Source organism: Aeromonas sp. R1-2 (assembly GCF_040908505.1).
Lineage (GTDB): Bacteria > Pseudomonadota > Gammaproteobacteria > Enterobacterales > Aeromonadaceae > Aeromonas > Aeromonas veronii.
Genome location: NZ_JBFODU010000012.1, coordinates 231,695 through 246,190, shown reverse-complemented (window position 1 = coordinate 246,190; position 14,496 = coordinate 231,695). Strand labels below are relative to the sequence as shown.

Here is a 14,496-nt window from a genome sequence, read left to right as displayed (position 1 = left end):
CTGTTCGTCCCTGATTATTGTTTTTCTTGCACATTGGCCATTGCCAACTGGGTTTCTCTTGTTACCCAGCACCCCTTCCCGTCCGGAATGGTTTCCAGCAAATCCACGGCAGTGTCAGTGATCTTGATGACCCGGCCCTGATCAAGCCCCATATACTGGTTGAGCCCGACCCGCATCGATTTGCCATCCGGGGTGCTGATCAAGGCCCACAACTGACCCGCCTTACCCAAAGAGCCATGCATCGACAGACTGGCCAGCGAATAATTTTCCAGCACCTCTTTCTCACGATCCATCAGGGTCTGAGCACAATCCGGCTGGGCCTTGGCAGTGCTTGTTCTTCCGACCGTCGCCTCAGGCTGGGGAACCATGAAGGGGCTGCGCAACTCGCGTTGCTGGTAGTGCATGGGGGCAAAAGGCTTCAGCTCGGGCAAGGGCTCGATAGGTATGGGCGGCCTTGCTTTGGTCTGGGCGACATAGCTATCCATGTCCTCCTGACCACCACAGGCCGCCAGCAAGAGGGCAGGCAACAACCAGCAGATGCGTCTCATTGTTTCGGCTCCACTGTTTTACCGTTGTACTTGTAGGTCTTGGCCAGCATCGACATCGAAATCAGCTCCCCTTCATCCTTGCTCTGACCTAGAGTGAAGGAGTCAAGGATGACGATACGGGGCAAAGCGGCCATGTCAGCGGTAAACTTGCCAATTTCATGGTAAGTGCCCACGACTTCGATACGCATCGGTAGCTCTGTCGAAAACTCGTGCTTGACCTCAGGTTCCCAGTTGATCCGGTTCAATTTCAAGCCATTGTCGGTAGCAATAAAGCTGATATCGTCCAGCAGCCCGGCGACCTCATGGGTATTGGGCAACTGCTTGAGCTGGGTATCAACCAGTTGCTCAAGCTGAACCATTTGCGCCTTGTATGCCCCCAGGTTGGCAGCCAGCATCGCCTTGCTTTCAAACTGGGCTTTCAGTTCGGTCTCTTTCCCCGCTTCCTGAGTCAAACTGGTCAGTGAGTTGGCAATCACGTAGTAGTAGATGGCGCCGCCGGTCAACACGCAGCAGAAAAAGATGAAGACCCCTTTTGCCCATTTTGGCCAGCTTGCTATGTCATTGATATCCAACTCGTTGAGTTGCTGAAGGTTCATTGTTGCTCCTTGGCCACATTCCCTGCAGCCGCAGCATTGTTGGCGATCAGGAACATCATGGAAAACTGGCTCAATGACACTGGCGCAACATCAGCCGCAAAAATAGTGCTTATCTTTGCCTGACCCAACCAACCGGAACCATCAATCCGCCGCATCATGCTGGCCACCCGACCATAGGCTTCGGTCTTGCCATTTACATCAATAATATTGTTCTGCATCGAAAGGGTGTTGAGGTAAACCCCGTTGGGCACCAGTGAAGGCAGTTGATTGAAGAGGCGGACGGGCACATTGCGGCGCATCTGCAACTGCTCGATGAGCTGCATCCGATCGATCAGTTCCTTGCGACGCTCTTTGAGCAGACGGATCTCCCCCAGTTGGGCATCCAGAATAGTCATCTCCTGAACCAGCCGCTGGTTGCGCTGCTGCTGGGCGACGATCTGGCGATCAACCAGCCAGTTGGCAAAAAATCCCAGCGCGACCGTGGCCAGCACAAAAATCCCCAGCAAGGCCCCGAACTGTTTCTTTTGGCGCTGGGCCCGGGCTTCACGCCAGGGTAGAAGGTTTATATTTGACATGGTGTGAAACTCCTCAGAGCCAACCCGAATGCCGTCATATATTTAGCACCATGTACCAGCTCGGCCTCCCCTTTCGGTTTGCCAAACAGAGCGAACAGATCCGGGTGCAACACCTCGCAATTGACCTCTTCTTTTACCTGCACCAACAAACCGGGTAGCAGACTGCCACCCCCCGTCAGCACCAGTTTTGCGATGTCGCGATAACCGGATGAACTGCAAAAGAGCTGGATATTGCGCCGCACTTGCTGCAACAGCGAGTTGATGTGGGGCATCAGCACATCCAGCTCATGGTCAACAGGCAAGGTACCTTTGGTTTTAGCTTGCTCAGCCTCATCCAGCGTCATGCCATAAAAGGAGGAGAGCGCCTGGCTGTACTGATCGCCGCCGAAGTTTTGCAAGCGGGAGTAGATCACCTCTCCCTTGACCAGCGCCGCAAAGGTCATGGCACTGGCACCGATATCTATCACCCCGATCGGCCGTTCACTCTCCTGCAATTCGGGCAGACAGGCCACCACGGCACGGCCCAGCGCATGGGCGCCCACATCCACCACCTTGACGGCAATACCGGCTTCAGCAAGGGCGCTGACCCGGCCGTTGACACTCTCGGTGCGGGCTGCGCTCAGCAGCACATCTTGACGATCTTCACTGTTGTTGGTGCTCAGCACCTCAAAATCGAGACTCACTTCATCGAGGGGGAAGGGAATGATCTGCTCGGCCTCCAGCTGCACCTGACTCTCCAGCTCCTTGTCGCTGAGGCGGGCATCAATCTGGATCACCTTGGTTATCACGTTGGAGCCGGTCACCGCAGTGGCGGCATAGTCGCTGTGAGCAGGGATCAGGCGCTTGAGGCTCTTGAGAGATTGGCTGACGCGCTCGATATCCTGCAATTGATAGTCAACCAGCGTCCCTTTCGGGGTGGCAATATCGGCGACCGATTCGAGATGAAGCTTGCCAGGTCGGCCACTGAGGGTAACGGCCTTGATGGTCTGGCTGCCAAAATCAATGCCCACCAGAGGGAGGAGGGATCCCTTGTTAAAAAGCCCAAACATATACACATCCATGCGTTATTTGGTTTTATTCCTGAACAGAGTGTAGGACACCCGATCAGAGGAGTGCTTCACTCATCCTAAATGCTCTAACTATCAATGTCATAAAGTTTATGTCGAAAAGTGACCCATCTCGCTTTCTTCATGGCAAGTGGCCCTCCTTGGTAATTGCTCCCTGTAGTGCTAACCTCTCGCATCCTTTTGAGGTGGGTGGCTCGCCACAGGAAAACCTCGAATTCCCGATGGCAAAAGGGCTATACTCTGCGCCCGTTGGCTAATTTTAAGACGATTGGTAGTTCTTCCATGCTGAAATGGCTCGTTCGCCTGTTTATTGTCATGATGCTGGGTGCAGTGCTGGGTGTTGCCAGCCTCATCGGTATCTACTTCTATATCAAACCCCAACTGCCTGATGTCACCGCACTGCGTGACGTCAAGCTGGCAACCCCGATGCGGGTTTACAGCCGGGATGGGGAGTTGATCGCCCAATATGGCGAAATTCGTCGCATTCCGCTGCGTCTGGACGAAATTCCGCAACCCATGATCGATGCCGTACTGGCGACCGAAGATGCACGTTTCTATGAGCACCCGGGTATTGACCCGATTGGTATCATTCGAGCTGCATCCGTCTGGGCTGTCTCCGGCCATGCCCGTCAGGGGGCCAGTACCATCACCCAGCAGGTTGCCCGCAACTTTTTCCTGAGCAATGAGAAGACCATCATCCGCAAAATCAAGGAGGTCTTCCTGGCCTGGCGGATCGAACAGAATCTCTCAAAAGACGAGATCCTCGAACTCTACCTCAACAAGATCCCCCTCGGTTATCGCTCCTTCGGGATCGGTGCTGCGGCACAGGTTTACTTTGGTAAAGAGGTCAAGGATCTGGGACTGGACGAGATCGCCATCATTGCTGGTCTGCCGAAAGCCCCCTCCATGCTCAACCCCATCCGCTCCCCCGAGCGGGCCTTTGCGCGCCGCAACGTGGTGCTAGGCCGGATGCTGGAAACTGGCAAGATAACCCAGGCTCAGTTTGACGAAGCGTCCAAGATGCCGATCAAGGCCCGTTTTCACGGCGCGGAAGTGACCCTGCATGCCCCTTATCTGGGGGAAATGGTGCGCCAGAAGATGGTCGAGCAGTTCGGTGAAGATGCCTACACCATGGGCCTGCACGTCTACACTACCGTCTCTGCCGAACGTCAGCGGGCGGCAAGACAGGCACTGCTGGATGGCGTTTTTGCCTATGACATGCGCCACGGCTATCGCGGCCCAACGGCTCAGTTATGGAAGGCTGGCGAGACAGCCTGGGATTACGAGCAGATCGTCGCTCACCTTGGCAAGCAGCCCACTTACGACCCGCTGATGGCGGCGGTCGTGACCAAGCTCGGTGATCGCAGCGCCACGCTGGTACTGAAAAATGGCAAGGAAGCAGAGCTCGGCTGGAATGGCATCAAATGGGCTCGCTCCTTTATTACCGACGACCGTCAGAACTATGCCCCGAAATCGGCGCGCGATGTGCTGAAAGTCGGCGCCCAGATCTGGGTGCGGGAAGAGGGCGAAGAGTTGCTGCTGGCCCAAATCCCGGATGTGAACGCCGCGCTGGTTGCCATGAACCCGAAAAATGGGGCTCTGGAAGCACTGGTCGGTGGTTTCAGCTTCGAACTATCCAAATTCAACCGGGTCGATCAGGCGCGTCGCCAGATCGGTTCCAATATCAAGCCTTTCCTCTATGCGACCGCGCTGGAGCACGGCTATACCCTGGCGTCGCTCATCAACGATGCGCCGATCAACCAGTGGGATCCGTCAAAAGGGCCCATGTGGCAGCCCAAGAACTCTCCGGCCGTTTATGATGGTCCCACTCCGCTGCGTCTGGGACTGGCCAAGTCCAAGAACGTGATGTCGGTTCGACTGATGCGCGCCATCGGTCTGGATACCTATATCGACGGTTTAACCCGCTTTGGCTTCCCCCGCGACTTCATCTCTCCCCATGAGTCGCTGGCGCTGGGCGCTGCCGAATTCACCCCCCTTGAAGTGGTACGTGGTTACTCGGTACTGGCCAACGGTGGTTTCCTGGTGACCCCATACTTTATCGACAAAGTGACCGACAGCCTGGAGAACACCCTCTATCAGGCCAATCCTGCTATTGCTTGCACCACCTGCGAGCAGCAGGCCGCGCCCGAGCAGAGCACACTGCCGCAGCCAACTGTTGATGGAGCCGCACAAGATGGCACGCAGACCCCTCTCGCGCCAACCATCGCCCCGCATACCATCAGTGCCCAGAGCGCGTTCCTGATCACCGACACCCTGAGCACAGCCATCTGGGGTGGCAACGGCTGGCGTGGTACCGGCTGGCGTGCAGCCCGCGACCTGAAACGTCACGACATCTCCGGTAAAACCGGTACCACCAACGAATCGCGGGATGCCTGGTTCTCCGGCTACACCCCGGACATCGTTGCTACTTCCTGGATCGGTTTTGACAACCACCAGCGTGGTCTTGGCCGTGCCGAATTTGGCGGTGGCGCCGCGCAGCCTATCTGGATCGACTTCATGAAAGTCGCCCTCAAAAAGCTGCCGGAGCACAAGATGCCGGTTCCCGAGGGGATCATGACGGTGAAGATTGATAGCGAAACCGGCCTGCTGGCAACCAGTGGCGGAACCGACGAATACTTCAAGGAAGGGACCGAGCCGACCCGCTACGCAGCACCGAGCTCGGATGGCAATCAGGTCTACGGCGGTGACAACCCCGATGTGGAAGGGCCTGTCTCAACCGACGATATCTTCTAAGCTGCTCTTGCGGCAGAAGCAAAACCGGCAGCCTTGGCTGCCGGTTTTTTTATTGGGCCAACTGCTTGCTCATCAGCGTGGCGATCGAGGCCGCCAGCTCATTGAAGCAGGGGCGACGCACCGAGTAGTGGCGATAGAGCAGCGAGATGGTACGCCCCGGCACAGGGTCAACCACAGGTCGATAGCTCACCCCTCCCTCATCATGATCGGCAGGTACGGCCAACTTTGGCACCAAAGTCATGCCACTACCGGCGGCCACCATGTTGCGCAGGGTCTCGAGACTGGTCCCCTTGAAGCGTTGATCCTCACCAATCCCGCCAGCGAAACAGAATCCCATCGCCTGATCCCGCAAACAATGGCCATCGGCCAGCATCAGCAATTTCTTGCCCTTGAGATTGCCGAGTGGCACCTGCCTGGCCTGTGCTTCGGGGTGATGGCAAGGCACAGCCAACCACATCGGCTCATGATAGAGCTGGATTGAACCAAACCCCTCCATCCCCGGCATCTCGGCCAGAATGACGCAATCCAGCTCCCCCTCTTCCAACCGCTTGAGCAGGGTTTGGGTCTGCTCCTCATAGAGGTAAAACTCCAGCTGGGGAAAACGCTCACGCAGGGTCTGGATAATGCGGGGCAACAGGTAGGGGCCCACGGTCGGAATAAAACCGATATGGATCTCCCCGGACATCGGCTCGGAGAAGTGCTGACCGATGCTCTTGAGCTCGCGCACCTCCTTGAGTACCCGACGCGCCTGATGGGCCATGGCATCACCAGCCGGAGTAAACAGCACCTTGCGCGAGGTACGTTCGATCAGAATGACCCCGAGTTCATCCTCCAGCTTGCGCAACTGGCCGCTCAGGGTGGGTTGACTGACAAAGCAGCGTTCAGCGGCTTTGCGAAAATGTTTTTCCTCATCCAGCGCCACCAGATATTCGAGATCGCGAAGATTCATACAGCAAGAGTCCTGCCTGGAAAATGGGCCATCAGCATGCACAATATCGTCCGGCGGGACAAGTCATCCGCTCGCGGTGAACCTCTCTGGCTGCCCCTCCAAAACAAAAAAGCCCGATCACCTTGCGGTAATCGGGCTGTTTGGCTCGCCGAGGGATTACACCCTGAAACGGCGCACCATATCCTGCAACTGGGTAGCCAGATGGTTCAGCTCGTTGCACGCCTGAGCCATCTGGGTGGCACCGGCGGCCACCTCTTCAGAAGCATGGCTGATATTGACTACGTTACGGTTGAGCTCCTCGCTCACCGCTCCCTGCTCTTCGGTGGCCGTAGCAATCTGGATGTTCATGTGGGAGATGCTGCTGACCGAGCCACTGATCTGGGAGATAGACTCGCCCGCTTCCCGCGCGGTAGCAACCGTGGTGTTCATCAGCTCCTGACTCTGTTGCATGGTACTTCCCGCCTGTTCGGCACGCTGCTGCAACTCGGCAATGATGGTGTTGATCTGGGAGGTGGAGTCCTGAGTGCGCTTGGCCAGAGTACGCACCTCATCGGCCACCACCGCAAACCCCCGTCCCTGCTCACCGGCACGGGCCGCTTCAATGGCGGCGTTCAATGCCAGCAGGTTGGTCTGTTCGGCAATGCCGCGGATCACCTCCAGCACCATGCCGATATTGCGGCTGTCATCGCCCAGTTGGCGGATCACCACCGCGGTACTCTCGATGGCACCGGCGACCCGTTCAATACGTTGAATGGAGTCATTCACCGTTTGCGCACCAAGTTCGGCCGTCTCACTGGCCGAGGTGGCAGCACTGGCCGCATCGCTGGTGTTGCGAGAGACCTCCTGCACCGTAGCCTGCATCTCGTTCATCGCCGTTGCCAGCTGATTCAACTCATGTTGCTGAGCATTCATGTTGTTGGCTGACTGGCTGGCAACAGAGCTGATCTCCTCCGCGGCGGAACTCAGTTGCACCACAGAGCCCGACACTTCACTCACCAAAGTGCGCAGATTGGTCTGCATTTCACCAAACCCTTTGGCAAGGGTTCCCAGTTCATCGTTGTTGAACTGCTGCATATCGATACGGGAGGTGAGATCACCAGAGGAGACCCGCCGGGTCTGTTCCAGCAACGCCATCACCGGATTGCGGATCTGACCGGTCAGCAGCCAGGCAATTGCCACAACAAAACCCAGCGTCACCAGACTGACAATGACGCTCATGGTTCTGGCACTGCTGTAGAGCGCCTCCACATCTTTTGTCATCTGGGCCGCAATCTCGTTATTGATTTCCCGCAGGCGGAAGGATTTTGCTCCCACCTCCTCCAGCGCGACCCGGGTTTCGTTTTTGCGCAGACTTCTGACTCGCTCCAGATCGCCAGCAGCAAAGGCGCTCAACAGTTGGTCATGCACCGCAAAATACTTGGCCCCCGCCGCAACCACCTGCTCATAAACCTGTTTCTCTTCACCTGTAGTGAAAGCTAAAGCACCGTATTTTTGGGCTGCTTGCTCAAATTCCTGCCTGGCCTTATTGAAGGTCAGGGTGCGATCGCTTACCTCTTGATCATCCTTGTTCAGACCACCGATGACCTGGGCCAGCTCTGAGCGGCGCGCATCCAGAATGGCAACATGCATCTGGCTGGCATAGCGGGTTGACGGCAGCAGGTTGTCAGTGATGGTTTCGGTATCACCATAGAGCTTTGCCAACTGGCTGATGGAAAACCAGGCCAAGCCCAGTACCAGCAGTGCCAGGATGGCAAATCCGGCACTCAGTTTCTGGCCGATAGACATGTTTTTGAACATATGGGGGCTTCCTTGAAATGAGTCTGCACTCCCGCAACATCCGCCGGGAATGGTCACATAGAGCATAGTCTGCAAGCAGAAAGTCGAAGGCTTTCATATCGCTTCTGCATACAGGAATATCGGCCCGTTCACTTCACTTCTAAAGAGACCTTGTCCGTTCACATTCTAATAACTATTCCATCAACTCAAGAAGATGCTGACGCAACCCGGCAGGATCGCCCAAAAAGTCAGCCACTCGAACAGCACTCACCTTACCGTTGTGCATCAACCCAAGGGTGGGATAACCCTGACCGCCCAGCCGTTTCATCCAGCCCTGGCTATCTGCCAGATGTTGCAGCAAGGGGGCCTGCAGATAAGCTTGCTGGAATGCCTCGGCTGCAATCCCCTGCTCTGCCGCCAGCGTGGCTAGAAACGCTGGCTCACCAATCCAGATCCCGTCCCGATAGTGGGATTGCTGGATCCGGTGCAACATGACCAGCCCATCGCCCCCCAACGCCGTGACGGCCAAAACCGCACGGATCGGCGGCTCGGAGTCCAGCAGACAGCCTTCCCGCAGCAGCAGTTCGTTAAAGTAGCGTTCGCCAAAATGCTGGCCGGTCAGCGCTTCGATCCGCTGATCATGGGGGCGCACATAATCACGCAATGCCTCACCCATCGGCTGACGGCGACTACCCAGCCAGAGACCGCCCGCATGCAGCTCGATCTTGAGCCCAGCAATGGTGGCTGCCGCCTGCAACAGGGGGGCGGCACCGTAGCACCAGCCACAGAGCGGATCATAGACATAATGGAGGGTAGTTTGTTGTTCGCTCATCTTCATTCTCACTTCAATCTCGGATAAAAAACCGGGCCCTTAGGCCCGGTAAAAAACACAGGGAAAGCAGGCTCAGTGGCTTACCACTTCATCTCGCCGGTATTGACCTTGGCACCGATGGCCAGACCATCGTCAACCGGCAGTGCCGGATAGGCCTTCTTCAGAGCCTCAATCAGCTCACCGGAGTTTTTCGCCTTGGCCAGCTCCTGTTCGAAACGCTCTACATAGTCACGGGTAAAGGTCACAGCAGCAGTGCCTTTGGGAGCCGTGCCCAGGAAGTGGCCCGGTACCACGCGCTCGGGTTTCAGGGCCAGCAGGTTGTCCAGCGCCTTGACCCAGTTACTGCGGGCCGCCTTGGTCTGGCTGTCGGCCATCCAGACATGCACCCCGTGGTAAACCGGCACACCGCCAAAAGCAGTCTTGATGGAAGGGGCCCAGAGGTAGGCATTCGGGGTATTCATCTCTTTGATCTCAATCTTCTCGCCATCCAGCGTCAGGTGGCTGGCGGTCATCACTTGCGGCACGGTCAGGCTCTTCGGTGCGCCCTTGCCGAGGATCGGGCTCCAGTAGCTCAGCTTGGCATCCTTGGTCTGGTTGATATGGTCAACCACATGCTGATCGGCCAGCACTTTGACATCCGGGAACGCCGCCATGACAGGCTCCAGACCGAAGTAGAAGTCGGGGTCACCGGCACTGATATAGACAGTGGTCAGCTTCTTGCCGCTCTTCTTGATCATGTCGACCAGCGCCTGACCATTTTGCACGTCGAACTGGGCATCGATCAGGATGGCCTCTTTGTCACCGGTCACCAGTGAGGAGGAGACCGGGAAGATCGCCTTCTCGCCAGGGTTGTAGACGGTCACGCTCAGGGGGGCGGCCAGTGCGGCGCCACTCAGCAGGGTGGTCGCCAGAGTCAAGTTGCGGATCAGGGTGTTGTTCATCATCTATTCCTCATTAAGTATTCGGGGGTTCATTTGATGGACACAGTGTATTGGATCTAATAAGGTGCAAATACAGCATAAAAAGCGCATCACTGTTGCACATATCGAACATATAGAGAGCCATACATGGATCGACTGACCGCATTGCGGGTCTTTGTCAGCGTAGTCGAACAAGGGAGCCTGAGCGGCGCCGGAGAGAAACTGGATATGTCGCGCGCCATGGTGTCACGCTATCTGGCCGAGCTGGAGAGCTGGATGGGCGCCCGCCTGCTGCACCGCACCACCCGTCGTCTGAGCCTGACCGGGCCGGGAGAGGAGGCGCTGAACCGGGCCCGCGCCATGCTGGCACTCGGCGAAGAGATGGAGCAGATCGCCGTAAAGGGAGATGACGCCCCCAAGGGACAACTGCGGATCACCAGCAGCTACTCCCTGTCAGAAGCGCTGCTGGTCGGGGCTGCCAACGACTATCTCGCGCAATACCCGGGGACGGCCATCGACATTCTGCTGCTCGACAGAACCGTCAATCTGGTAGAGGAGCGGATCGATCTGGCGGTGCGCATCACCAACGACCTCGACCCCAATCTGGTGGCGCGCCGTCTCGGCACCTGCCACTCGGTAGTCTGCGCCAGCCCGGCCTATCTGGCCCGTCATCCGATGCCACACAAGGTGCAAGATTTGGCGCTGCACAACTGCCTCACCTACACCTACTTCGGCAAGAGCCTGTGGGAGTTCAATGGACCGGACGGCCCCGAGTCAGTGCCGGTCAGCGGTAACCTGAGCGCCAATATCTCCAACCTGCTGCTGGAAGCAACGCTGGAAGGAGCAGGTATCAGCCTGCAACCCCGCTACTCGGCACAACCCTATCTGGAGCGTGGGGAACTGGTGCCCCTGCTGACCGACTGGCAACCCAAGCGCCTCGGGGTCTACGGGGTGTATGCCACCCGCAAGCAGATGTCGCCACTGCTGCGCAGCTTCCTCGATTTTCTGCTGGCCCGCATGGCGGCGGATCCCATCTGGCAGGAGTGAGCACACCTCAAACCCGATCATGAAGAAGGGGCCGCTGCGGGCCCCTTCTTCACTCTGATCCCTTGATCAGGCTTCAAATCCGAATGGTTCTGAGTGCGGCGCTTCCGGCTGCGCACTCTCGTCCAGGAAAATATCCCGATAAGCCACATAGATGGAGTAGTTGAGCGCCGGGATCACCACCAGCAGACCTACCAGCAACAGCACAGCGCCAAACAGCAACAAAATGGCTGAAAGCAGCCCCCACCAGAAGAAGGGAAAAATATTGCGCCAGCAGCCGAAGAAGCTCAGCCGTACCGCCTGGATGATGCCGATATCGTGGTGGTAGATCAGCGCCGGAGCAAAGGTGACCCCCATCAGCACGGGAATGATGAGCAGCATCCCCACCAGCAGCACCAGCAGCAGTTGTTGCAACTGGCTGGCTGAGACCACCATGCTCTCGGGATCCTGCGTCAGCAGCGGGAGCAGCCCCCACATGGAGAGCAGACCGAGACAGACGAGGCCCACCAGGCTGAACAGCAGCAACACCAGCAGACCGCCTAGCATCAGCGGAGTCAACTTGTGGCGAAAACCGGCGAAGAGATCGGCAAACTGCAGCGGCTCCCCCCGATAACCCCGAGCGGCAACCGCCACCCAACCCGCGCCCCACACCATGTAGAGCAGCTGGGAGATAAGGCCACCTGCCGGCAGTTGCTCCAGCAGCATGCCCACCATAAACCAGACCAGCACCATGGCTACGCTGATCCCCATCCCCTTGTTGAAGATATCGAACCCGCTGCGAACCCAGAGCCAGCCACGACCTGTCGTGTACCGGGCCGGTGTGGTGCGCAAAGGGGGTAATCCGTTCATATCGTCTCCTCGGAGTGTCGTTGGCATCAGTGCCGGAAGCCGATTCTAGAGCCAGGGAGGGGGCGACTCAATGGCGAAGCGGCCCGACCACGACATAAAACCTGACGCAGCGATACACAAAAGGGGCGTCAGCCACGCCCCGCCTCTGGCTGCCCCGACTATAACGAGGCACAATCTGCTCCCTCCCCCAGCCGCACCTGTCGTGGCCAGCGTGCCGTGGTCACCCTTTAGTGATCGACGAATGCCGGACAAGGGGTTGTCATCCCGCCATCCCGGGCGTTTTAACATCGAGTGGTATCGTCATGAGAGTTGTTTGTTGTCTGTTGTTGTTACTGGCCAGCCAGTCAGCCCTGGCCGAGGGTTTTATCAGTCGCCTGCTCAACCATCCGGTGCCGGGCGGCGTTGCGGTGATCCCTCTTGGCGCGTCACCCACTGCCCCCACGGCCCGCTATCACGACAAACCCGTGCTGGTAGTGCGCGAAGACAACCAGTGGATCGCCATCGTCGGCATCTCTCTGAAAAGCACGCCCGGCGCCCAGCAACTGACCACAGGTGATGGCCGCACTCTCGGCTTCACCGTCACCCCCAAGCACTATCGCGAGCAGCACATCAAGCTCAAGAACAGCCGTCAGGTCAATCCACTCGCCGAGGATATGACTCGTATCAACCGCGAGCTGGCGGAGCAGACCCGGGCTTACCAGACCTTCAGCCCCAACCAGCCGAGCAACCTGATGTTCGACAAGCCGGTCAACGGCCCCCTCTCCAGCCCGTTTGGCCTGCGTCGTTTCTTTAATGGCGAGGAGCGTAATCCCCACTCCGGCCTCGACTTCGCAGTGGGCGCCGGCACCCCGATCAAGTCCCCCGCCGCAGGCAAGGTGATCCTGATCGGCAACTACTTCTTCAACGGCAATACCGTCTTTGTCGACCACGGTCAGGGCCTCATCAGCATGTTCTGCCACATGTCGAAGATCGATGTGAAGCTCGGTCAGAGCCTGCCACGTGGCGGCATCGTCGGGCGAGTCGGTTCGACCGGCCGTGCTACCGGCCCCCATATGCACTGGAACGTCAGCCTCAACGACACCCGGGTCGATCCCGCCATCTTTATCGGCGCCTTCAAGCCCTGAATCGGCAGAGCCCGTTAACAAAACATCCTCTAACAAAACAGGCAGCCCATGGCTGCCTGTCTGCTATATGCACGTCGAACCTGATTACCTATCCGGCCATCGCGTGGGCGCCGGACTCCCGACGCATCGCCCGCCACATCACCAACACCAGCAATGAGCTGCACGTTGGCAATGCCAGCCAGACCCCGGGCACGCCCCACAGGGTCGAGAATCCCCACAAGAAACCGCCGATCAGCACCAGCTTGCCACCGGTGAGCAGGGAGGCGATGCGGGCCCGATTGATGGCCTGGAAGTAGGTGGCCCCCACCAGCAGCAAGCCCTCCATCGGCAGCCCCCAGAAGTAGAGCCAGATCCCGAGGCTCGCCACCGGCAGCAGGGTAGCGTTGTCCCCTGCAAACAGATAGACCGCCGCCTCCGGCCACAGATAAAGCGGGAACATGGCGCACAGGGCGATCCCCAACGTCACTCCGAGTGCCAGGTTGCGGATCCGCAGCACCCGCCGCCAGTGACCGGCTCCTGCGTTGAAGCTGGCGATGGGCTGGATACCCATGGCGATCCCCTCAAACACCAGATAGAAGAAGGCCTCGGTGTAACTGATCACCCCGTAGGCCGCCACATGCAGCGAAGTGCCCACCGCTAGCAACGCCTTGTTGTGCAGCGCCAGCACTACCGAGAGATAGAGGTACATCAGAAAACTGGAGACCCCGAGACGCACCGTTTCGCCCATCAGCCGTAGATCAGGGCGCAAGGTGTCCCAGCTTATCCGCAGCTTGCTGCGCGGCGTGAAGAAGTGCCACAGGCAGGCGAGGCCCGTCACTGCCTGGGAAAGCATAGTGGCCGTCGCCACCCCGGCCAGTCCGAACGGAAACACCACCATCAGCAGATAGTCGAGCAGCACGTTGAGCAGGCCCCCGACTACCATGATGAGGGTGACAAAGCCGGGGCGGCCATCGTTGCGCAGCAGCGAGCTGAACGCCATCGACAGCACTGCAAAGACGCCCAACCAAGCATAAGCCTGCAGGTAGGAGAGCCCGGCGGTGAAGATCTCCCCCTCCGCCCCCATCCAGGCCAGCATGGGCTCGCCATAACGGATCCCGATAAAACTGAGCAGTACCGAGGCAAGCAACACCATCACTAGGGCATTGCCGACGATATGGCGGGCTTTGGCCGGGTTGCCCTGCCCCAGATAGAAGGAGACCAGCGACGAGGCCCCCATGCCGATCAGCGCCCCCACCGCATAGAGCACGGCGCAGATGGGATAAGCCAGCATCAGACCGGCCATGCCATCCTGACCCAGCACATGGCCAACGAAGATGCCATCGATGGTGACATAGATGCCGGTGATCAGCATGGCCGCCACGGTCGGGGTTACGTAACGCCAGAAAAGGCGAGATAGCGGGGCTGTGCCCAGATCAACAGCTGACATATTCGACTCGGTGGAGAGAAAGCGGCCGGGATCATA

13 protein-coding genes are annotated in these 14,496 nt (G+C 58.2%); 3 read left to right on the top strand and 10 right to left on the bottom strand.

The genetic code is table 11. The annotated features are described in order from the left end of the window. Positions 1 to 14 precede the first annotated feature (14 nt). The 4 genes from AB5Y76_RS04560 to tapM are packed head-to-tail and all read right to left on the bottom strand — an operon-like array spanning position 15 to position 2,768. Complete coding sequence (locus AB5Y76_RS04560; RefSeq protein ID WP_129503477.1) at positions 15 to 548, bottom strand: pilus assembly protein PilP; 534 nt, start codon at positions 546 to 548, stop codon at positions 15 to 17. After that, positions 545 to 1,144 carry a PilO family type IV pilus biogenesis protein TapO gene (gene tapO / locus AB5Y76_RS04555; RefSeq protein WP_019446350.1) on the bottom strand — a complete coding sequence of 200 codons (600 nt, stop codon included), beginning with the start codon at positions 1,142 to 1,144 and terminating at the stop codon, positions 545 to 547. The genes AB5Y76_RS04560 and tapO overlap by 4 nt, the downstream gene beginning before the upstream one ends. After that, positions 1,141 to 1,719 carry a PilN family type IV pilus biogenesis protein TapN gene (gene tapN, locus AB5Y76_RS04550; protein WP_005353997.1) on the bottom strand — a complete coding sequence of 193 codons (579 nt, stop codon included), beginning with the start codon at positions 1,717 to 1,719 and terminating at the stop codon, positions 1,141 to 1,143. The genes tapO and tapN overlap by 4 nt, the downstream gene beginning before the upstream one ends. Next, the gene (gene tapM, locus AB5Y76_RS04545) at positions 1,707 to 2,768 is read right to left on the bottom strand and encodes a PilM family type IVa pilus assembly protein TapM (RefSeq protein WP_005362273.1); all 1,062 of its coding nucleotides are present in this window, start codon (positions 2,766 to 2,768) and stop codon (positions 1,707 to 1,709) included. The genes tapN and tapM overlap by 13 nt, the downstream gene beginning before the upstream one ends. A gap of 300 nt (positions 2,769 to 3,068) precedes the next feature. Between tapM and AB5Y76_RS04540 the strand changes: the two genes are divergently transcribed. Continuing rightward, entirely contained in the window at positions 3,069 to 5,540 is a 2,472-nt protein-coding gene (locus tag AB5Y76_RS04540; protein WP_263716921.1) for a penicillin-binding protein 1A, read from the top strand. Between the two features lie 49 nt (positions 5,541 to 5,589). Here the strand turns inward: AB5Y76_RS04540 and oxyR are convergent, their stop codons facing one another. From oxyR to AB5Y76_RS04520, 4 genes are all read right to left on the bottom strand, one after another. Then, complete coding sequence (gene oxyR, locus AB5Y76_RS04535) at positions 5,590 to 6,489, bottom strand: DNA-binding transcriptional regulator OxyR (protein ID WP_005354003.1); 900 nt, start codon at positions 6,487 to 6,489, stop codon at positions 5,590 to 5,592. A gap of 156 nt (positions 6,490 to 6,645) precedes the next feature. Then, positions 6,646 to 8,286 carry a methyl-accepting chemotaxis protein gene (locus AB5Y76_RS04530; RefSeq protein WP_019446348.1) on the bottom strand — a complete coding sequence of 547 codons (1,641 nt, stop codon included), beginning with the start codon at positions 8,284 to 8,286 and terminating at the stop codon, positions 6,646 to 6,648. A 172-nt stretch (positions 8,287 to 8,458) separates the two neighbouring features. Next, positions 8,459 to 9,103 carry a DsbA family protein gene (locus tag AB5Y76_RS04525; protein WP_216961311.1) on the bottom strand — a complete coding sequence of 215 codons (645 nt, stop codon included), beginning with the start codon at positions 9,101 to 9,103 and terminating at the stop codon, positions 8,459 to 8,461. A gap of 74 nt (positions 9,104 to 9,177) precedes the next feature. Beyond that, positions 9,178 to 10,038 carry a Vmh family MBL fold metallo-hydrolase gene (locus AB5Y76_RS04520; protein WP_005335035.1) on the bottom strand — a complete coding sequence of 287 codons (861 nt, stop codon included), beginning with the start codon at positions 10,036 to 10,038 and terminating at the stop codon, positions 9,178 to 9,180. 126 nt (positions 10,039 to 10,164) lie between these two features. On the opposite strand from AB5Y76_RS04520, the gene AB5Y76_RS04515 reads away from it, so the two are divergent. Further along, a complete protein-coding gene (locus AB5Y76_RS04515; RefSeq protein ID WP_005362277.1) occupies positions 10,165 to 11,064 on the top strand; it encodes a LysR family transcriptional regulator in 900 nt (299 codons plus the stop codon). A 66-nt stretch (positions 11,065 to 11,130) separates the two neighbouring features. Here the strand turns inward: AB5Y76_RS04515 and AB5Y76_RS04510 are convergent, their stop codons facing one another. Next, positions 11,131 to 11,910, bottom strand: a complete 780-nt coding sequence (locus tag AB5Y76_RS04510; protein ID WP_042054576.1) for a BPSS1780 family membrane protein — start codon at positions 11,908 to 11,910, stop codon at positions 11,131 to 11,133. A 302-nt stretch (positions 11,911 to 12,212) separates the two neighbouring features. Between AB5Y76_RS04510 and AB5Y76_RS04505 the strand changes: the two genes are divergently transcribed. Beyond that, positions 12,213 to 13,034: a peptidoglycan DD-metalloendopeptidase family protein gene (locus AB5Y76_RS04505; RefSeq protein ID WP_139494136.1), complete on the top strand. Its 822-nt coding sequence runs from the start codon at positions 12,213 to 12,215 to the stop codon at positions 13,032 to 13,034. Between the two features lie 88 nt (positions 13,035 to 13,122). On the opposite strand, the gene AB5Y76_RS04500 is transcribed toward AB5Y76_RS04505, so the two are convergent. Next, a complete protein-coding gene (locus AB5Y76_RS04500) occupies positions 13,123 to 14,460 on the bottom strand; it encodes an MATE family efflux transporter (protein ID WP_263716922.1) in 1,338 nt (445 codons plus the stop codon). Positions 14,461 to 14,496 lie beyond the last annotated feature (36 nt).